This window comes from Enterobacter sp. (assembly GCF_977039595.1).
In genome coordinates, this window is the sequence record NZ_CDRQYH010000006.1 from 1 (window position 1) to 18,395 (window position 18,395).

Annotated in this window: 18 protein-coding genes and 1 riboswitch; of the genes, 7 read left to right on the plus strand and 11 right to left on the minus strand. The window is 54.6% G+C overall.

The features are described 5' to 3' along the window. On the minus strand, nt 1-90 hold a 90-nt coding region (locus ACWYRJ_RS03330), incomplete at its 3' end, for a class I tRNA ligase family protein (protein ID WP_172946310.1). A 137-nt stretch (nt 91-227) separates the two neighbouring features. Between ACWYRJ_RS03330 and apbC the strand changes: the two genes are divergently transcribed. Next, nucleotides 228-1,337 (plus strand): iron-sulfur cluster carrier protein ApbC, encoded by a 1,110-nt coding sequence (gene apbC, locus ACWYRJ_RS03335; protein ID WP_455507406.1) that lies wholly within the window; start codon nt 228-230, stop codon nt 1,335-1,337. Nucleotides 1,338-1,430: 93 nt separating this feature from the next. Here the strand turns inward: apbC and ACWYRJ_RS03340 are convergent, their stop codons facing one another. Beyond that, nucleotides 1,431-1,910, minus strand: coding sequence for a GNAT family N-acetyltransferase (locus ACWYRJ_RS03340; RefSeq protein ID WP_455507407.1), 480 nt, complete (start codon nt 1,908-1,910; stop codon nt 1,431-1,433). After that, nucleotides 1,861-2,184 (minus strand): RcnB family protein, encoded by a 324-nt coding sequence (locus tag ACWYRJ_RS03345; RefSeq protein WP_048992494.1) that lies wholly within the window; start codon nt 2,182-2,184, stop codon nt 1,861-1,863. Before ACWYRJ_RS03345 ends, ACWYRJ_RS03340 begins: the two co-directional genes overlap by 50 nt. 251 nt (nt 2,185-2,435) lie before the next feature. Between ACWYRJ_RS03345 and ACWYRJ_RS03350 the strand changes: the two genes are divergently transcribed. Beyond that, nucleotides 2,436-2,951 carry a protein disulfide oxidoreductase gene (locus ACWYRJ_RS03350; protein ID WP_149366495.1) on the plus strand — a complete coding sequence of 172 codons (516 nt, stop codon included), beginning with the start codon at nt 2,436-2,438 and terminating at the stop codon, nt 2,949-2,951. 36 nt (nt 2,952-2,987) lie between these two features. Here ACWYRJ_RS03350 and ACWYRJ_RS03355 read toward each other — a convergent pair whose 3' ends face one another. The 3 genes from ACWYRJ_RS03355 to ACWYRJ_RS03365 form a co-directional block, all read right to left on the minus strand. Beyond that, complete coding sequence (locus ACWYRJ_RS03355; protein ID WP_455507408.1) at nt 2,988-4,454, minus strand: pyridoxal phosphate-dependent decarboxylase family protein; 1,467 nt, start codon at nt 4,452-4,454, stop codon at nt 2,988-2,990. Between the two features lie 18 nt (nt 4,455-4,472). Further along, nucleotides 4,473-5,849 (minus strand): diaminobutyrate--2-oxoglutarate transaminase, encoded by a 1,377-nt coding sequence (locus ACWYRJ_RS03360; protein ID WP_047624397.1) that lies wholly within the window; start codon nt 5,847-5,849, stop codon nt 4,473-4,475. A 332-nt stretch (nt 5,850-6,181) separates the two neighbouring features. Next, entirely contained in the window at nt 6,182-7,189 is a 1,008-nt protein-coding gene (locus ACWYRJ_RS03365; protein ID WP_455507409.1) for a LacI family DNA-binding transcriptional regulator, read from the minus strand. 238 nt (nt 7,190-7,427) lie between these two features. Here ACWYRJ_RS03365 and ACWYRJ_RS03370 point away from each other — a divergent pair, with 238 nt between their 5' ends. Beyond that, nucleotides 7,428-8,669, plus strand: a complete 1,242-nt coding sequence (locus tag ACWYRJ_RS03370; protein WP_455507410.1) for an oligosaccharide MFS transporter — start codon at nt 7,428-7,430, stop codon at nt 8,667-8,669. Between the two features lie 15 nt (nt 8,670-8,684). Beyond that, a complete protein-coding gene (locus ACWYRJ_RS03375; protein ID WP_455507411.1) occupies nt 8,685-10,118 on the plus strand; it encodes a glycoside hydrolase family 32 protein in 1,434 nt (477 codons plus the stop codon). A gap of 84 nt (nt 10,119-10,202) precedes the next feature. On the opposite strand, the gene ACWYRJ_RS03380 is transcribed toward ACWYRJ_RS03375, so the two are convergent. Together ACWYRJ_RS03380 and ACWYRJ_RS03385 are read right to left on the minus strand one after the other, a co-directional pair. Further along, nucleotides 10,203-10,664 (minus strand): hypothetical protein, encoded by a 462-nt coding sequence (locus ACWYRJ_RS03380; protein ID WP_455507412.1) that lies wholly within the window; start codon nt 10,662-10,664, stop codon nt 10,203-10,205. Nucleotides 10,665-10,877: 213 nt separating this feature from the next. After that, nucleotides 10,878-11,951, minus strand: a complete 1,074-nt coding sequence (locus ACWYRJ_RS03385) for a YadA C-terminal domain-containing protein (RefSeq protein ID WP_455507413.1) — start codon at nt 11,949-11,951, stop codon at nt 10,878-10,880. A gap of 615 nt (nt 11,952-12,566) precedes the next feature. After that, nucleotides 12,567-12,664, plus strand: a riboswitch (TPP riboswitch). 35 nt (nt 12,665-12,699) lie between these two features. On the opposite strand from ACWYRJ_RS03385, the gene thiM reads away from it, so the two are divergent. The 3 genes from thiM to ACWYRJ_RS03400 are packed head-to-tail and all read left to right on the plus strand — an operon-like array spanning nt 12,700 to nt 15,056. Continuing rightward, complete coding sequence (gene thiM, locus ACWYRJ_RS03390) at nt 12,700-13,470, plus strand: hydroxyethylthiazole kinase (protein ID WP_223579668.1); 771 nt, start codon at nt 12,700-12,702, stop codon at nt 13,468-13,470. Next, on the plus strand, nt 13,467-14,267 hold the full coding sequence (gene thiD, locus ACWYRJ_RS03395) for a bifunctional hydroxymethylpyrimidine kinase/phosphomethylpyrimidine kinase (protein ID WP_149366503.1): 801 nt from the start codon (nt 13,467-13,469) through the stop codon (nt 14,265-14,267). The genes thiM and thiD overlap by 4 nt, the downstream gene beginning before the upstream one ends. 42 nt (nt 14,268-14,309) lie before the next feature. Next, nucleotides 14,310-15,056 carry a GntR family transcriptional regulator gene (locus ACWYRJ_RS03400; protein WP_032646519.1) on the plus strand — a complete coding sequence of 249 codons (747 nt, stop codon included), beginning with the start codon at nt 14,310-14,312 and terminating at the stop codon, nt 15,054-15,056. Here the strand turns inward: ACWYRJ_RS03400 and ACWYRJ_RS03405 are convergent. From ACWYRJ_RS03405 to ACWYRJ_RS03415, 3 genes are read right to left on the minus strand one after another with little or no spacing between them, the layout of a single operon-like run. Further along, nucleotides 15,030-15,983 carry a PfkB family carbohydrate kinase gene (locus ACWYRJ_RS03405; RefSeq protein WP_149366504.1) on the minus strand — a complete coding sequence of 318 codons (954 nt, stop codon included), beginning with the start codon at nt 15,981-15,983 and terminating at the stop codon, nt 15,030-15,032. The two genes, ACWYRJ_RS03400 and ACWYRJ_RS03405, sit on opposite strands and share 27 nt — an antisense overlap. After that, entirely contained in the window at nt 15,980-16,984 is a 1,005-nt protein-coding gene (locus tag ACWYRJ_RS03410) for an ADP-ribosylglycohydrolase family protein (RefSeq protein ID WP_149366505.1), read from the minus strand. Before ACWYRJ_RS03410 ends, ACWYRJ_RS03405 begins: the two co-directional genes overlap by 4 nt. Further along, nucleotides 16,981-18,258 carry a nucleoside permease gene (locus ACWYRJ_RS03415; protein WP_047174535.1) on the minus strand — a complete coding sequence of 426 codons (1,278 nt, stop codon included), beginning with the start codon at nt 18,256-18,258 and terminating at the stop codon, nt 16,981-16,983. The genes ACWYRJ_RS03410 and ACWYRJ_RS03415 overlap by 4 nt, the downstream gene beginning before the upstream one ends. Nucleotides 18,259-18,395: the final 137 nt, after the last annotated feature.

The following is an 18,395-nucleotide window of genomic DNA, read 5'->3' on the forward strand; positions in this document are numbered from 1 at the left end:
GATATGCTCCAGCATGTGGCCGAGGTGGATTGAGCCGTTGGCGTACGGCAGTGCGCACGTTACCAGAATTTTCTTCGCGACTTGAGTCATAGTAGGCATTACTTCTTTTAACTGTGAAAAGGGTTTTCGATATTACCAAAAGGGGCATTATTAAGTAAGCACAAACCACGGCCTTTCAGGTAAACTTGTTCATCTAAGGTCTTATTCACAAGAACAAAGGAGTCGGGATGAGTTCTCAATCCCAGGCCAAATCACCGGAAGCCTTACGAGCAATGGTCGCCGGGACGCTGGCTAACTTTCAGCATCCAACCCTGAAGCACAATCTCACTACGCTGAAAGCGTTACACCACGTTGCCTGGCTGGACGATACCCTGCACATTGAACTGCAGATGCCGTTCGTCTGGACCAGCGCCTTTGACGCACTGAAAGAGCAGACCAGCTCTGAGCTGCTGCGCATTACCGGCGCGAAGGCGATTGACTGGAAGCTGAGCCACAGCATTGCCACGCTGAAGCGTGTGAAAAACCAGCCGGGCATTAACGGCGTGAAAAACATTATCGCCGTCAGTTCGGGCAAGGGTGGGGTAGGTAAATCCTCCACGGCCGTCAACCTGGCGCTGGCGCTGGCGGCGGAAGGGGCAAAGGTCGGTATTCTTGATGCCGATATCTACGGCCCGTCTATTCCGAACATGCTGGGCGCGGAAAACCAGCGTCCAACCTCACCGGACGGCACCCACATGGCGCCAATCATGGCGCACGGTCTGGCGACCAACTCCATCGGTTATCTGGTGACTGACGATAACGCCATGGTCTGGCGCGGCCCGATGGCCAGCAAAGCGCTGCTGCAGATGCTGCAGGAGACGATGTGGCCGGATCTGGATTATCTGGTACTGGATATGCCGCCGGGCACCGGTGACATTCAGCTGACGCTGGCGCAAAACATTCCGGTCACGGGGGCCGTTGTGGTGACCACGCCGCAGGATATCGCGCTGATCGACGCCAAAAAAGGCATCGTAATGTTCGAGAAGGTGGAAGTGCCGGTGCTCGGTATCGTTGAGAACATGAGCATGCACATCTGCAGCAACTGCGGTCACCACGAACCTATCTTCGGTACCGGTGGCGCAGAAAAACTGGCCGCGAAGTATCACACCCAACTGCTTGGGCAGATGCCGCTGCACCTTACCCTGCGTGAAGATTTGGACAGCGGAAAACCGACGGTCGTCAGCCGTCCGGACAGCGAATTTGCAGATATGTATCGCCAGCTGGCGGGACGCGTTGCGGCGCAGCTCTACTGGCAGGGCGAAGTGATCCCGGGCGAAATCGCGTTCCGCGCGGTGTAATTCCCCAGCGCTGGATTGCCGGGTGGCGGCTTCGCCTTACCCGGCCTACGAAATACGGTTTTGTAGGTCAGGTAAGCGAAGCGCCACCTGACTTTACCCAAGCCGATAATGCATCAGATAGTACTCTCCGTCCGGAGAATCACCCGTCGCCTCAATGTGCCAGCCGTGCCGCTGGTAAAACGCAATAGCCCGCGCATTCTTCACCAGACACTTAAGCGAACCCGTACTGGTAAACGTTTTCTGCACGTGTTCAAGCAACTCATGCCCGACGCCGATGCTCTGATACTGCGGATCTACAAACAGGTTGTGCAGGAAATTATCGTTCGTCCAGACGGAAGCAAAACCCAGGCGATGGCCGTTCTGCGTGGCAACCCAAATCACTTCGTCACGCGTTACCGCGTCAAAGTCTTCAAGCTGCCAGTCTGAACCGTCCAGCCATGGCCAGGCTTCACGCCGGGCGTGGAGGAAAAGCGTGCGCAGGAAAGGGCGATCGCTTTCCTGCCAGGGGCGAATCAGGATGGTATTAGCGGTGATAGAAAATATCTCCATTGTAGGCTTTGTAGATTTTGCCATCCGCATCGCCGATCAGCACATAGTTCTCGCCCATGTAGGTCCAGTGGGTTCCGGCATCCGGAGCCGGCAGGTTACGCAGCTGGTACTGTTTGATGGTGTACTCCGGCGTTTGATACTGCGCCGGCGCCGTGTCGCCAATTTTGAATTTCGTGAAGTCAGCGATGAACTCTTGTTCTTCATAGGCCTTGATGCCGGATGCCGCTTGTGGTGCTGCATTCGCCGCGCTTGCCAGAGACATCACGACACCCAGAAGCAGCCATTTACACTTAGCCATTTTTTCTCCAGTTGAACGGTTTTTAAGTTTGATTTTGCCTGTCAACAATACGGCAACCTGCCTATTTTAAATATCAGACTATGGCTTGTTCGAAAAAAAATGTAACAAAAATGAACCTACCTGATAACCGTTATCCGTTTGGTAAGCCTCATCGATGAAATGATCTTCACCAGCAAACAGACGCGACACTTCTTTACAGCATAGTGGTGTAATGCCCGCTAAGATGACCTCCGTTAAAACACGAGGTCACAATGGACAACCGCAAAATCAATCGACTGCGCCGCTGGGCGCGGGAAGGGATAATACTCGTTCTGCTGACGCTGGCCGTAGTGTGGGGTGTGGATCAATACCGAAAACCGATGCTCCCCGCCAGTTTTAGCGCAACACCGATGCAGAGCATCGACGGCAACATTCACGATATCGCTGCGCTCAGCCAGGAGCGTCCGCTGCTGATTTACGTCTGGGCGACCTGGTGCAGCATTTGCCGTTATACGACGCCCTCGGTTAATCAACTGGCAGAAGAGGGAGGGAACGTGGTGAGTATCGCCATGCGTTCTGGTGACAATGCAAAGCTTGCGCGCTGGGTTGAAAAGAAACAGCTGAAAATGCCGGTGATTAACGATGCAAACGGTGCTTTGTCGCAGCAATGGCAAGTGAGCGTCACGCCAACGCTGGTGGTTGTGTCGAAGGGGAACGTGGTGAGTACCACAACGGGCTGGACGAGCTACTGGGGATTGAAATTTAGGATGTGGTGGGCAGGGCTGTAAAAATAACCCCTCTCCCGGCGGAAGAGGGGTGTTGTATTACTTAGCCAGAACTTCCTGAGCAGTGCGCTCAACCAGAGACAGCAGGATTTTGATATCTTCCAGCGTCACGGTTGGGTTCAGCAGCGTCAGCTTCAGGCAGGTCACGCCGTTATGCTCGGTCACACCGACGTTCGCACGGCCGGATTCCAGCAGCGCGTCACCAATTTTCTGGTTCAGCAGGGCGATGCCCGCGTCATCCACCTGCACCTGTCCACGGAAGCGGAACAGAACGCTTGCCAGCTGCGGCTGCATAACCAGTTCCAGCGCAGGCTGCGCTTTCACGTAGGCCGCAACCTGCTGCGCCAGGGTCACGCCGTGATCGATGATCGCCGCGTATTGCTCCTGACCCAGCGCTTCCAGGCTCATCCACAGCTTCAGCGCGTCAAAACGACGGGTGGTCTGCAGAGATTTGGACACCAGGTTAGGCACGCCCGCTTCTTCATCGAACTCAGAGTTCAGGTAAGCCGCCTGATAGCGCATCAGCTCATAGTGACGCGCTTCTTTCAGCAGGAACGCGCCGCAGCTGATGGTCTGGAAGAACTGTTTGTGGAAGTCCAGGGTCACAGAATCCACCAGCTCAATGCCGTCAAGGTAGTGACGATACTGCTCAGACATCAGCAGCGCGCCGCCCCAGGCTGCATCAACGTGTACCCAGATGTTCTGCTTCGCGGCCAGTTCTGCAATCGCGCGCAGCGGGTCGATAGCACCGGCATCGGTGGTACCTGCCGTCGCGACGATCGCCAGAATCTGCTCGCCGTTCGCATTGCACTGTTCAATTTTCGCCGCCAGATCGGTCAGATCCATGCGGGAGAATTCGTCCGTTTTCACCTGCACCACGGACTGGTAGCCCAGGCCCATCAGCGCCATGTTTTTCTGCACGGAGAAGTGCGCGTTCTCGGAGCACAGTACGCGGATCTTACGCAGATCGCCTACCAGGCCGTCCTGCTGAACGGAATGACCCTGACGCGCAAAGAACGCATCGCGCGCCAGCATCAGGCCCATCAGGTTGCTCTGGGTACCGCCGCTGGTGAAGACACCCGCGTCGCCAGCCTGATAACCCACGCGGGTACGCAGCCACTCGATCAGTTTGATCTCAATGATGGTTGCGGACGGGCTTTGATCCCAGGAGTCCATACTCTGGTTAGTGGCGTTGATCAGCACTTCCGCCGCCTGGCTTACGACCAGGCTTGGGCAGTGCAGGTGCGCCACACACTGCGGGTGATGAACGGACAGGCTGTCTTTCAGGAAGAACTCCACGGCGCGTTCAATCGCCGCTTCGTTGCCCAGCCCTTTCGGGTTGAAATCCAGCTTAATACGGTCGCGCAGTTCCGCGACCGTTTTGCCCTGGTACATCTCAGGCTGTTTCAGCCACTGCATCACAGCCTGAGTGCTTTGTTCAATCGCCTGCTGGTAAGCTTCAATGCTCTGCGCAGAGGAGAACAAAATTGGGTTTGAATCAGACATCGTAATCAACAACTCCGGTTACGCCGGGCGAACGCCCGCAGCAAGCAGTGCCTGCTCAAATTTATCCAGGAAGATCTTCAGCTCTTCATCGCTGATCAGCAGAGACGGCAGCAGACGCAGAACGATACCGTTACGACCACCGCGCTCCAGAATCAGACCGGCTTCGAAGCACTTCTTCTGAATCAGTGCAGACAGCTCGCCGTCGCCCGGGAAGCAGCCCATGTGGTCTGCGGCTTCGTGTGGCTTAACGATCTCGATACCGATCATCATGCCCAGACCGCGAACGTGGCCGATAACCGGGTAACGTTTCGCCATCTCTTTCAGCTGGCTTTTCAGCCATTCGCCTTGCGCAGCCACTTTGCCTGCGATGTTCTGGTCTTTCAGGATTTTCAGCGTCGTCAGACCGGTTGCCATCGCCAGCTGGTTGCCGCGGAAGGTACCGGTGTGGTGACCTGGGGCCCATGCGTCGAACTGCTTTTTGATGCCGAGCACGGCCAGCGGCAGACCGCCACCGACTGCTTTAGACATCACGATGATGTCTGGCTCGATGCCCGCGTGTTCGAAGGCGAAGAATTTACCGGTACGGGCAAAGCCAGCCTGAACTTCGTCGAGGATCAGCAGAATTCCGTGTTCCTGAGTCACTTTACGGATGCGCTGCAGCCACTCAGCCGGAGCCGGGTTCACGCCGCCTTCGCCCTGAACCGCTTCCAGGATCACAGCTGCAGGCTTACGCACGCCGCTTTCAACGTCGTTGATCAGGTTATCGAAGTAGTAAGTCAGCGCCTTCACGCCCGCTTCACCACCGATACCCAGCGGGCAACGGTATTCGTGCGGGTAAGGCATGAACTGGACTTCTGGCATCATACCGTCAACCGCTTCTTTCGGAGACAGGTTGCCGGTCACGGACAGTGCGCCGTGAGTCATGCCGTGGTAACCACCAGAGAAGCTGATGATACCGCTACGACCGGTCACTTTTTTCGCCAGCTTCAGCGCCGCTTCAACGGCGTCAGCACCGGATGGACCGGTGAACTGCAGGCAGTACTCTTTGCCCTGACCAGGCAGCAGAGAGAGCAGGTATTCAGAAAACGCGTCTTTCAGAGGCGTAGTCAGATCCAGGGTATGTAACGGCAAGCCGCTGGTAATGACATTTTGGATGCTTTTCAGCACATCAGGATGGTTATGGCCAAGCGCAAGGGTCCCCGCGCCTGCTAAACAGTCAAGGTATTCTTTATTATCTGCATCGGTGATCCACACGCCTTCTGCTTTAGTGATGGCTAAAGGCAGTTTGCGCGGATAACTCCTGACGTTAGATTCAAACTCGGCCTGACGGGCCAGATAGGTTTCGTTGCTTTTGTGGGCATCTACGGTGTCAATACGGACTTTATCCGTCATCATATCACTCCTACAACCGCCGCTTCGTTATGAGCCACGATTGAATAAAAAGTTAAAAAACAGATGGGGGCCTGAAAAAAACGCCGCCAATATAGAGCCTTTTGCCACGGGGCTCAATGGTTAATTTGTTTACTGTTTTGTGACACGCGGCTGTAGCGAGGAAATATCCCCATTTTTAAAAAGAAAATTGCATTTTATGCCAAATAAAAACAGCGGGTTATGGCCCGTTTACCCGGTGTGTAAAGACACGGAAAAGAGTGTGACAAAACGTGCCATCGAACGGCAAAAAAGAGGGGAACGCTCCCTGTTTTTGCGTCATGGGCAAAAAAGCAGGCTTACGTTACATGCGCAACGGAATCACGCAGTAAAAATGGACTTTCTACGCGCGTGGTTTCCAGATGCTCTTCACCGTTAATAATATGCAAGGCGCTCAGACGACCAATTTCATAGTGCGGCAGTTGAACCGTCGTGAGTGGCGGCAGGAACAGCTCTCCAATACCCACCATATTGTCATAGCCGATAACGGCGACATCTTCCGGTATGCGAAGCCCTTGCCCCAGCAGCGTCTGATACACCATAAACGCGATACGATCGTTGCCGCAGATAACCGCGTCAAACCGGGGAATGCCATTCTGGATGTGAGCCAGCAACACTGACGGAATGTCGCGGTAGTGCTCATCGCCGGGTGCCATATAGCTGTGCGCCAGGCCGTCCGGATCGAGCCCCGCTTCACGGCATGCACGCTCCAGCCCCTGACGACGACGGGTTGTGGCCAGATGCCCCTCAGGCAAATGCAGGCAGAGAGGTCGTCGATAACCCTTCGCGAGTAACGCCCGCACGGCGGTATACTGCCCCTGTTCATCATCAGGAATATAGCTGGCGACCTTTTCGCCGTCACTTTCGCAATTGGCCAGCACGCAGGGAAGGGTGAGAAGTTTGGCCGGGAGAGGAACCTGACGTAACCCCATGGTGGTGTAGATAATTCCGTCAGGCCGATGAGAGAGAAGAAGGTCGACAATGGCGTCCGGGTTGTCATCGGTAAACATATTCATCACGAAGCTGTTCCAGCCGTGCATTCTGGCCGTCTCTTCAATTGACAGCGTGATCTCCACCGAAAAAGGTGTCGTCACCGTATCGAGCGCCAGTACGCCTATGGTTTTAGGCGAGGCATGCGCGCCGCGAATTTTCTTGGCGGACAGGTCAGGAACGTAGCTGGTCTGCTCGATAGCAAGCTTAACGCGCGCCAGCGTTTCAGGTTTAAGGCGCTCCGGGCTATTCAGCGCGCGGGAGACCGTCATCAGCGATACGTTAGCCAGCTTTGCGACGTCCTTCAGGGAAGCCATTTTCTTACTCCGTTAATGCTCTGCGGGAAAGGGTATACAACTAAGTGGCTGATGTAAAAGGAAAGCTGATGCACAGGGCAGGCCATATTTAATTCAGTGATTAATATTTGATCGCGATCTCATTCTATCAATGTTAACGTTAACTTTCGTGATTAACATCTTAAATTTCCGCCAAACCGGATGAGAAAGCGTAAATGTTAACGTTACCATAATGTCATTACTCCAATATGAGAATGTCATGATGAAAACGCATCACTCTCACAGCTACCCTTTATTAAGCGCATTACTGTTTTTCTTTTTTGTCACATGGTCATCTTCCGGCTCGTTGCTCTCTATCTGGCTCCACCAGGAGGTGGGGTTAAAGGCAGGGGATACGGGAGTCATCTATGCCGTGCTGTCCGTCTCCGCGCTGTGCGCGCAAATCTGCTACGGCTTCATTCAGGACAAGCTTGGCCTGCGCAAAAACCTGCTCTGGTTTCTGACCAGCCTGCTCATTCTTTCTGGCCCGGCCTTCCTGCTGTTTGGTTATCTGCTGCAAATTAACGTGTTACTCGGCAGTATTTTCGGTGGGATTTATATCGGCCTGACGTTTAACGGCGGGATAGGGGTACTGGAGTCCTATACCGAGCGCGTGGCCCGCCAGAGTCAGTTTGAGTTTGGCAAGGCGAGGATGTGGGGATCGCTGGGCTGGGCGGCAGCAACCTTTTTTGCCGGGCTCCTGTTTAACATTAACCCGAAGCTGAACTTCGCGGTGGCGAGCTGCGCCGGGCTGGTGTTTTTTGTGTTGCTGGCGCGCCTAAGAGTCTCTTCCGCGCCGCACGCCATGCAGGAGGCGGTATCCGGCGGTAAGGTCACGCTGGAGGATGCCTTACGTCTGTTGACGCTGCCGCGCTTCTGGGCGCTGGTGTTTTTTGTTATCGGCACCTGTATTTATGGCGTCTACGACCAGCAGTTCCCGGTCTATTTCTCCTCACAGTTCCCGACGCTGCAGGAAGGAAACGCCATGTACGGCTATCTCAACTCCTTCCAGGTTTTCCTTGAGGCGGCGGGCATGTTTTGCGCCCCGTGGCTGGTGAATCGCCTCGGTGCGAAAAACGGCCTGATTTTCGCCGGAATGGTGATGGCGATGCGTATGGTGGCATCGGGTCTGGTTGAGGGTCCGGTATTGATCTCCATTACCAAGCTATTGCACGCGGTTGAGCTGCCCGTTTTGCTGGTCTCCATCTTTAAATACAACAGCCTGCATTTTGATAAGCGGCTCTCTTCCACCCTCTATCTGGTGGGCTTTGCCTGTACAAGCTCGGTGATTGCCTCGGTGCTGTCGCCGCTGGCAGGTTACAGCTATGAGAAATACGGCTTTGCCCAGTCCTATCTCATCATGGGTCTACTGGTCTTCAGCACCACGTTTATCTCCATCTTCCTGTTGCGCTCGGGTAAGTTCTCTTCTGACCCGCTCATGCCGCAACCTTCCACCATCTGATCAAAGAGTAGAGAAATGGCGTATTCCATTACGAAAGCAGAACAGGAACTTCAGTCCAGACGCGAAGGGCTTAACCTGCGCTGGTATCCCCGTTACCACCTCGCTGCGCGAGCTGGCTGGATGAACGACCCTAATGGCCTGGTGTGGTTTGACGGCTGGTATCACGCGTTTTACCAGCATCATCCATATTCGACCCAGTGGGGTCCGATGCACTGGGGCCATGCGCGCAGCAAGGATTTAGTTCACTGGGAGCACCTCCCTGTTGCGCTGGCACCGGAAGGACCAGACGACAAGGACGGCTGTTTTTCCGGCTCGGCGGTAGTCGATGGCGATACGCTGGCGCTGATTTATACCGGACATAAATTCCACGGAGATCCTGGCGATGAGGCTAATCTCTACCAGTTGCAGTGTCTGGCCACCAGCCGTGACGGTATTCATTTTGCCCGGCAGGGAACGATCGTTGACACGCCGCCTGGACTGCATCACTTCCGCGACCCGAAAGTGTGGCGTGAAGGGGAGAGCTGGTACATGGTTGTCGGCGCGCGCGACGGTGAGACGGGCCAGGTGCGCGTATACCGTTCTGCCGATCTGCGCGAGTGGCTGGATACGGGCGTGCTTGCGGTGGCTGAAAAAGAGATGGGCTATATGTGGGAATGCCCGGACTTTTTTACCCTCAACGGTAAACGCGTGCTGATGTTTTCGCCTCAGGGGCTGGCGGCAGAGGGATTCAAAAATCGTAATCTTTTCCAGAGCGGCTACCTGTTGGGCGAGTGGCAGCCCGGCCAACCTTTTGTGCGTGAAGGGGAATTTGTGGAGATGGATCGCGGGTATGATTTCTATGCGCCGCAAAGTTTCCTGACTCCTGACGGCCGCCGCATTGTTATCGGCTGGCTGGACATGTGGGAATCGCCCCTGCCGGAACAGCAGGATGGCTGGGCGGGTATGCTTTCTTTACCGCGCGAGCTGACGCTGAGTGCGGATAACCATCTGCAAATGCGGCCAGCCAGAGAAGTTGAAGCCCTGCGCGGGGCGTGGTTCCCCTGGCCGATAAGTACACTTAATAACCAGCAGATGACGCTGGTGGAACACTGCGATGCGATGGAAGTCATTCTGCAATGGGATTGCACGAATAGCAGCGCGGAGCAATACGGCATTCGTCTCGGCGACGGCCTACGCCTCTATGTTGATGCCCAGATGCAGCGCCTGGTGCTGGAGCGACACTATCCACAGTATGGCCTGTGCGGTACCCGAAGCGTCGCGCTTAACCTGAACGACGCGCTCAGCCTGCGCCTGTTCTTTGACTGCTCTTCGGTGGAAGTGTTTGTTAACGAAGGTGAGGCGTGCCTCAGCAGCCGTATTTATCCTGATGCCGAATGCCGCGAGCTGGCGTTATTTGCCTGGACGGGAGGAGCATCGCTTATTCATGGCGGGGCGTGGCAGTTAGAGTAAATCTGTATTTAGTCATGAGCTAAAATAAAGCCCCATACAAATGGGGCTATGTAAATCTTATCAGGAGGGAGCGTAGTGCTAAGATCACATTTTTGATAATTGTGCGTTTAGAACTCTCTCTTTCTCGACAACCAGCTGCATAATATAGCTACCCTTGTGCCATAAACCCTTATTTGGCTTCCAGCCTTTCGAAAGCAGATATTCAGCAGCATCAGAGATTGGCTTATTCATAACGTGATCCGCTTCACCTGAAAACTGTATAACATCGCCGCTCGCTTTGGCAGGCCTGCTGTCACAACGACCCGCAGCATCCATAACCTGAGTGCAGCCTTCAGGAAAATGCTTATGTGCTGATTGTGCAAGTTGAGCAGCATTCTCCAAAGCCTGTTTTTCTGCAGCAGCGTTAATGGCTGTAGTGCGGTTTTGCTCTGCAATATAACAAGCGTCTTTACTCACCCCCTTGCTTTGACAATCCGCCATCCATTGAGCTGGTGAGGAACACGCAGCAAGATATAATACAGCCGCTATCATCATTAACTTTTTCATTATTGCCTCAGTAATTACAATTATAAATATAGGTGCCTAACATCAAGCCGATCCATATCCCTAATAAAATAAAAGTGAGATACAAAACAGCGGAGATAAAAATGTACTTTGTCATTTTATTTGCGAGCAGCAATGTATTGAGTTATAGCCAGCTGATCAAAACTCATGGGCGATTTCTTTAGCTCACTGGCATTTTGTTTTAATACTGTAACATCACCATCCGTATGATGCGGACGCCGCAACAATTTCATTGCCGTTGGATGTACCTGATGTAGAGAGAGTAGCAGCTACATTCTCAGCGAACTTATGACGGTAGCCGATCGCATAACCTTGCGCATCTTTGAAGTTGGCAGCACCGACGGCAACCGCGTTATCTGTATCAACGTAATGCAAACCAGCAAGAGAAGCAGCGCCAGCGATACCAGCACGATATTCCTTGCGATCCTCATTCTGCTGATTCTCCAGAGAAGAGAACTTAGCGTTATTTTGACTCTCTAACGCAGTAATACGTGATTCATGATTCGCTAATTGTGCGCTGTGATTCTGAATTGTCGCTTCCTGTGTTTGCTGGCGTGACTGAACGGTAGCAACAGCAGATTTATTCGCTGCGGCTACCGTTTCTGCATCGACAGCTAAAGATTGCGCATAAGCGCCCGTATTAAATGCCTGAGTCGCTTTGCCAGAGGCATCCTGAAGTGCTTGATCTTGTCTATCCTGATCGGCGTTGAAAATGCTTTTATCTACCTTACTTGCTAGCGCTTGAGTGTTGGCGTCTGCTTTGTTGTTCGCATTGGTCGCGGTGATGTCAGTTTTATCTACTCTCGTGTTTGTATCAATAATTGCTTGACCGTTAGTAATAACGCCTTGTAAAGCCGCGTCTGCTTTATTATTAGTGTTATCAATCAATATATTCTGTTTGTTATCAGTGATTGTCTGATCTGCTTTGTAATCGTCGACTTTCTGGTTAAGGATAGCGTTAGCTTGAGTGTTAGCATTTACGCCATCTTGAGCGGTGTTAGCTGTATCTTGTGCTTTATTAATAGCTGTATTTGCTCTGTCAATATCGCCCTGAAGGTTATAGATTTGCCCGTCTTGCTTAATGTTACTCCCCTCAATGTTATCAAGGTTATAGGCGGTTTTATCGGTACCCTGAATTTGAATGTGAGCACCTGGATTGTTGACGTTATCGTCAAGGTTTATGTTTGCTTCCGCAGCATTTGCAGTATTCATTGAACCAGCAAACACAAAACCAAAAACAGCGATAGCTGTTGTATTTAAATAGTTCATTTTAAAGCTCTCATCATCACTACAAGAAAAAATAAAGTAAGGGCGCTATCCTGGCGGGAAGATACAACGCCTTGTTATATCTGAAATAATTCACTATTAACGTTGAAAATTTTGGTTTGATAACTTATTTCGTAACGTGCAGTAACTATCTATGAATGTGTAATTTTGATTATTGATCTAAATCATAAATAGCAGGAATAGCAAAACGAACCGTTCCAGAAAAGCTCGGCTTAATAATCTTATAATACAATAAGATAGCGATTCATAATGGATGAGAGTCAAATTAGATATAAAACACTAATACATTAAATATATTTAAGTGTTTTGATTTGAATGGGTTAATAATACACATAACAGTTTATGTAAATTTATGGTTTTTTGCCGATTATTTATTATCGAACCTTTCGTCAGCTTCGAATGAAAATAAATTCAGCTCATTTTTGTTCCGGGATATACCAGGAAAAAATATTTATGTTGAAGATGCTAGCGAAAAAGTGTTTAGGGAGATTCATAACGCGATCGCTGCCGTGATAAATCAAAACCCCTTGCGCCTGGCCTGTGGCCACGGTTACACTGAATGAGAACATTGATTTCAATAAATCATTGTTTTAAAAGTATTTTGACTCGGGGTGCCCTTCTTCGTTGAAGGCTGAGAAATACCCGTATTACCTGATCTGGATAATGCCAGCGTAGGGAAGTCAGATGCCTTCCCGGTCATCGCTTCTTCACGCAAGGCAGGAGCGAACCCATGCAGCCTGACCTGCTCGATTTACACGTTTTACATCACTTCCGCACCCGTTCTCCGCTGACCCATTGTATGACCAATGATGTCGTACAGACCTTTACGGCCAACGTTCTGCTGGCGCTTGGCGCATCCCCGGCGATGGTGATTGAGGCCGAAGAGGCCGAGCAGTTTGCCGCGATCGCCGATGCGCTGCTGGTCAACGTTGGCACGCTGACCGCGCCGCGCGCCCAGTCGATGCGCCGGGCGATTGAGAGCGCGGTGGCGGCAGGCAAGCCCTGGACGCTGGACCCGGTTGCCGTGGGCGCCCTGACGTTCCGCACCCGGTTTTGCCATCAAATCCTTGCCCTGAAACCGGCGGCCATTCGCGGCAATGCCTCTGAAATCCTTGCTCTTGCCGGGATGAGCCCGGGCGGGCGCGGCGTTGATACGACCGATACCGCAGCCAGCGCGGTGCCCGCTGCACAGGCGCTGGCTCGCCAGACCAATGCCGTTGTGGTCGTCACCGGCGAGGTGGATTACATCACGGACGGGCAACGTACCCGAACGGTTACCGGCGGTGACCCGCTGATGACGCGCGTGGTGGGCACCGGGTGCGCGCTCTCTGCCGTTGTGGCGGCGAGCTGCTCGCTGCCGGGTGACCGGCTGGATAACGTCGCTGCCGCCTGCGGATGGATGAAACGAGCCGGAACGGTCGCGGTTGCGCAGTCGCGTGGCCCGGGCAGTTTTGCCAGCGCGTTCCTGGATGCGCTCTATACGCTGGAGGAGCAGGCATGAAGCGGATTAACGCCCTGACCATTGCCGGCACCGATCCCAGCGGCGGCGCGGGTATCCAGGCTGACCTGAAAACATTCTCGGCCCTTGGCGCGTACGGCTGCTCGGTCGTTACCGCGCTGGTGGCGCAAAACACGCGCGGCGTGCAGTCGGTCTACCGTATCGAGCCGGATTTTGTTGCCGCGCAGCTGGATTCTGTGTTCAGCGACGTGCGCATCGATACCACCAAGATCGGCATGCTGGCCGAGACGGATATTGTGGAAGCGGTGGCCGAGCGGCTTAAACGCTATCAGGTGCAAAACGTGGTGCTGGATACCGTCATGCTGGCAAAAAGCGGCGACCCGCTGCTTTCGGCCTCCGCCGTGGAGACGCTGCGTACAAAACTGCTGCCGCAGGTGGCGCTTATCACGCCCAATCTGCCGGAAGCCGCCGCGCTGTTAGGCACATCGCATGCGCAAACGGAACGCGAGATGAAAGCGCAGGGAAACGCGCTGCTGGCGATGGGCTGCGGCGCGGTGCTGATGAAGGGCGGTCATCTTGACGATGCTGAAAGCCCGGACTGGCTCTTTACCCGCGATGGCGAAGTACGTTTTACCGCGCCGCGCGTGCAGACCAAAAACACCCACGGCACGGGCTGCACGCTCTCCGCCGCGCTGGCGGCGCTGCGTCCCCGGCATGAAGGCTGGGCCGATACGGTTAGCGAAGCGAAAGCCTGGCTCTCGGCGGCGCTGGCAAAAGCCGATACTCTGGAAGTCGGTCACGGTATTGGGCCGGTTCATCATTTTCATGCATGGTGGTAACCCAGTATACTGGCAGGAAACACCACGCCTGAGAAAACAGAGATGGAACAAGCGCATACCCGGTTAATCGCTCAACTGAATGAACGGATCGCCGCGCCGGACAACACGCCGCTGTACCTGAAATTTGCCGAAACGGTAAAAAATGCGGTGCGCAGCGGGGTGCTGGAGCACGGGAATATTTTGCCCGGCGAGCGCGATCTGAGCCAGTTAACCGGCGTGTCGCGCATCACCGTGCGAAAGGCAATGCAGGCGCTGGAGGAAGAGGGCGTGGTGACGCGTTCCCGTGGATATGGCACGCAAATCAACAACATCTTTGAATATTCGCTGAAAGAGGCGCGCGGGTTCTCGCAGCAGGTGGTGCTGCGCGGCCAAAAGCCCAATACGCTGTGGGTCAACAAGCGGGTGGTGAAATGCCCGGAAGAGGTGGCTAATCACCTGTCGATCTCCCCGGACAGCGAGGTTTTTTTACTTAAGCGCATTCGCTATGTGGATGACGATGCGGTGTCGATTGAAGAGTCCTGGGTCCCGGTCGGGTTAATTCCCGATCCGGATGCCATTGGCATTTCGCTGTACGACTACTTCCGCAGTCAGAACATCTTCCCGCAGCGCACCCGCTCAAGGGTGAGCGCCCGCATGCCGGACAGCGAGTTTCAGGCGCACATTAAGATGGATGAAAAAATACCGGTGCTGGTGATCAAGCAGGTTGCGCTTGACCAGCAGCACCGTCCGATTGAGTACAGCATCAGCTACTGTCGCAGCGATCTATACGTCTTTGTGTGCGAGGAGTAATTCCTCACGAGTCGGGGCGCAATCGCCGCCGCGGTGGCTGACCACCCAGGACGCCACGGCATTCCCCAGCAAAACGGCGTCTGCCAGTGACCATCCCGCTGCCAGCCCTGCCAGCGTGCCGCCCGCGTGGCTGTCGCCAGCACCAATGGTGTCCACAACCGTCGCCGGGAACGCCGGAACAACGCCCGAGGCGTCACCCTCATACCACATAGCACCGTCTTTATCATGGCGCACAATTAGCGCGGCGCCGAAGCGTTGCTGCCACACTTCACCCAGGTTTTCAGACTCCACACCTAATCTTTCAGCTGCAAGTTCCGCTTCCTGACGATTGAGCGACACGATTGGCCTGCAGGCCATAATCCGCTCCATCAGCGCGTCGGGAATATCCGCGATGCGGGGGCCGAAATCGATCAATGCCGTCACGTCCTGTAATCCCTCCAGCCAACGTGTCAGCAGCTCGCCGCACGGCGATGCCAGCTGGTAGCCGGACAAATAAACCAGACTGTTTTGCGGAACGTAAAGCGCATCCAGCCAGCGCTGCTGCCACTGGTTCTCCACGCCGCTAAAGGACATAAAGGTACGTTCGCCGTCAGGCTCAACCAGCGCCAGGCACCAGCCGTTGTCGCCCGTATCGGCCTCCACGGCGCTGTGCAGATCCTGCTTCGCCATGGCGTTGCGGATAATATCCGCCCAGACGCCGTGACCGACGGGCAGAGCGTTTTGCGCCATAATGCCGAGCCGCTTCAGGGCGATGGCGATATTCAGCGCGCAGCCGCCGATATTCACGCCCTGCTGTTTAAGCTCGATATCGCACCCGCGCCAGGGCAGGGCGTAGGCGTCGGCGATGACGTCTATCACCGCTGCGCCCAGCACCGTCACCGGGCGCGTGGCGTGCAGGGTGTCGAGACGTTGGGCAAATGCATTCATACGCCCTCCCTTTGCTCCCGATAGTGCAGCAGTTTCTCGCAATAGTGACCGAAATCGAGCCGGTTAACGGCGTCGAGCTCGGCCTTCAGCGCCGGGTCAATCGCCTGAACGCCGTGGAGCGCGCCGCAGATGGCTGTCGCCATGGCGCCAATGGTGTCCGTATCGCCGCCCAGGTTGGCGCATAAAATGGCGCAGCGGTTCGGATCGGTTTCCGCCAGTTCGACCATCGCAATGGCCGCCGGGACGGACTCAATGGTGCTGGTTCCTGCGCCGACAAGCTGATAAATCTGCTCGCTGGCGGAGTCGATGCCGTTGGCTTCCCGTACGGTCTTAAGCGCCAGCTCAATACGCGCCGCCAGCGACGCGCTGAAGGTGGTGGTTTTCGCCTCCTGCGCATAGCGGGCGATACCCGGCAGGGCATCGACGATGTTCTGCCAGCTTTCGCCGTCGACGGCACGGGAAACCGCCCACGCAATCACCACCGCGCCGGCAATGGCGAGGTCCGATTTATGGGTCGGGCTGGAGGCCAGCGCCACCTGCTCAACAAAGTGTTCCAGACGCGTCGCCGGAAGCAGGCAGCCCAGCGGGGAGGCGCGCATCGCCGCCCCGTTGGTCACGCCGTTGTTTTCCAGCTCGCTGACCGGCTTGCCGTCACGAATTGCGTTAAGCGCGATTTTGGAGGTCGGGCCGAGCACGTTCTTATTAAACGCATCGAAATCCAGAGCCCAGCGCAGAATATGCTTGCCGATAACGTCCGCGTTGATCTCCCCGTCGCACTCGACGATCGCATCAGCCAGGCACAGCGCCATTGAGGTATCGTCGGTAAACTCTGCCTGTTTGAAATAGCAGGCCGCATTATTCTCTGCCGGGCCGGGTAAAAAGCGGTCAATCCAGCCGAAGTGCGCCTTGACGCGCTTTCTCGGCCACAGCTCCGACGGCATGCCCATCGCATCCCCTAAAGCCTGCCCGTAAAGGGCACCGAGAACACGTTCTTGTTTCATTTAACTTCCCCTTGTGTCAGCGCGGTATCGCCATCAACCACCGCAATTGCGGCGATCTCTTTGTCCGATTCGCGGAAAAACAGCATAAACAGCACGGCAATCACGGCAATCATGATTGCACCAAACGTCCACATTCCGGCCCAGTTGAAGGTCAGCCCATTCACCGGCTCTTTGTATGCGAACATTTTTTCCATCATCACGCCGCCCAGGCGGTAACCCAGCAGGCTACCAAAGCCCTGGCAGCACAGCGTAATCAGGCCCTGTGCGGCGGTGCGCATGTGCACCGGCGCTTTTTTATCCACGTAGATATACGCGGTGACGTAGTAGAAGTCGTAGCTCACGCCGTGCAGCAGAATCCCGAGGAACAGCAGGGCGTAGGTGAAGTACTGTTCCGCACCACCGTATACGAAGAACCCGTAGCGGATGGCGGCGGTAATCAGACCCAGCAGTAAGACCTTCTTAATACCAAAGCGTTTGGTAAAGAACGGCAGGGCGAGCATAAAGAAGATTTCGGAGAACTGGCCGAGCGTCATCCAGCCGGTGGCGTTTTTCATTCCCACTTCGGTGAGATAGCCGTTGGCGAAAATGTAGTAGAAGGCCAGCGGCATGGCGAACAGGAACGAGCAGAAGAAGAACACGAGGAAGTTTCTGTCGCGCAGCAGGATCAGCGCGTCCAGCCCGAGCATCACTTTGAAGTCCAGCTTGCCGGTACTTTTCGGCGGGGTGTTCGGCAGGAACAGGGCAAAGACGCCGAGCAGGGCGGAGCTGGCGGCCGTCATCAGCAGCGGAATATTGGTATCGGAAATATCGCTGTAGCCCAGCATCTGCGGCAGGAACCCACACGCCAGACCGGAGGCGATCCAGCCGATAGTGCCCATCACGCGGATACGCGGGAAATCGGCTTCGACGTCATCCACGTTCGCGAAGGCAATACTGTTGGTCAGCGCGATGGTGGGCATGTAGGTCAGGGAGTAAACCAGCAGCAGCGGGAAGAAGGTGCTGAACTGGGTTTGCTGTGCGGCGAAGTACATCAGAATCGCGCCGGCAAACATCAGCACCGCCAGCACTTTCTGCGCGGCGAAGAAGCGGTCCGTCAGTGAGCCGACCAGAATCGGGGAGAGGATAGCGGCAATGGCAGTACAGGCGTAAGACCACCCAATTTCCCCCGCGGTAAAACCGCTTTTGCTCAGCCACAGCCACAGCGGCACAAACCACGCGCCCCAGATAAACCATTCAACAAACATCATGAATGACAGTTGGACTTTCGTTTTCATTTTTTAATCCTGCATGTCAGAGAGGGTACGCCTTTAACATACCATTCAATAATACCTTTTAAATACCTTTGTGGCGATTGTTTGATCAATGTAACAGTTTTGTTGTACACGAATCGAGCCAGCAGATTGTGCTGAAA

Coding starts and splice junctions, on each gene's coding strand:
- apbC (WP_455507406.1), top strand. CDS start 228: ATGAGTTCTCAATCCCAGGCCAAATCACCGGAAGCCTTACGAGCAATG.
- ACWYRJ_RS03340 (WP_455507407.1), bottom strand. CDS start 1,910: ATGGCAAAATCTACAAAGCCTACAATGGAGATATTTTCTATCACCGCT.
- ACWYRJ_RS03345 (WP_048992494.1), bottom strand. CDS start 2,184: ATGGCTAAGTGTAAATGGCTGCTTCTGGGTGTCGTGATGTCTCTGGCA.
- ACWYRJ_RS03350 (WP_149366495.1), top strand. CDS start 2,436: ATGGACAACCGCAAAATCAATCGACTGCGCCGCTGGGCGCGGGAAGGG.
- ACWYRJ_RS03355 (WP_455507408.1), bottom strand. CDS start 4,454: ATGTCTGATTCAAACCCAATTTTGTTCTCCTCTGCGCAGAGCATTGAA.
- ACWYRJ_RS03360 (WP_047624397.1), bottom strand. CDS start 5,849: ATGATGACGGATAAAGTCCGTATTGACACCGTAGATGCCCACAAAAGC.
- ACWYRJ_RS03365 (WP_455507409.1), bottom strand. CDS start 7,189: ATGGCTTCCCTGAAGGACGTCGCAAAGCTGGCTAACGTATCGCTGATG.
- ACWYRJ_RS03370 (WP_455507410.1), top strand. CDS start 7,428: ATGATGAAAACGCATCACTCTCACAGCTACCCTTTATTAAGCGCATTA.
- ACWYRJ_RS03375 (WP_455507411.1), top strand. CDS start 8,685: ATGGCGTATTCCATTACGAAAGCAGAACAGGAACTTCAGTCCAGACGC.
- ACWYRJ_RS03380 (WP_455507412.1), bottom strand. CDS start 10,664: ATGAAAAAGTTAATGATGATAGCGGCTGTATTATATCTTGCTGCGTGT.
- ACWYRJ_RS03385 (WP_455507413.1), bottom strand. CDS start 11,951: ATGAACTATTTAAATACAACAGCTATCGCTGTTTTTGGTTTTGTGTTT.
- thiM (WP_223579668.1), top strand. CDS start 12,700: ATGCAGCCTGACCTGCTCGATTTACACGTTTTACATCACTTCCGCACC.
- thiD (WP_149366503.1), top strand. CDS start 13,467: ATGAAGCGGATTAACGCCCTGACCATTGCCGGCACCGATCCCAGCGGC.
- ACWYRJ_RS03400 (WP_032646519.1), top strand. CDS start 14,310: ATGGAACAAGCGCATACCCGGTTAATCGCTCAACTGAATGAACGGATC.
- ACWYRJ_RS03405 (WP_149366504.1), bottom strand. CDS start 15,983: ATGAATGCATTTGCCCAACGTCTCGACACCCTGCACGCCACGCGCCCG.
- ACWYRJ_RS03410 (WP_149366505.1), bottom strand. CDS start 16,984: ATGAAACAAGAACGTGTTCTCGGTGCCCTTTACGGGCAGGCTTTAGGG.
- ACWYRJ_RS03415 (WP_047174535.1), bottom strand. CDS start 18,258: ATGAAAACGAAAGTCCAACTGTCATTCATGATGTTTGTTGAATGGTTT.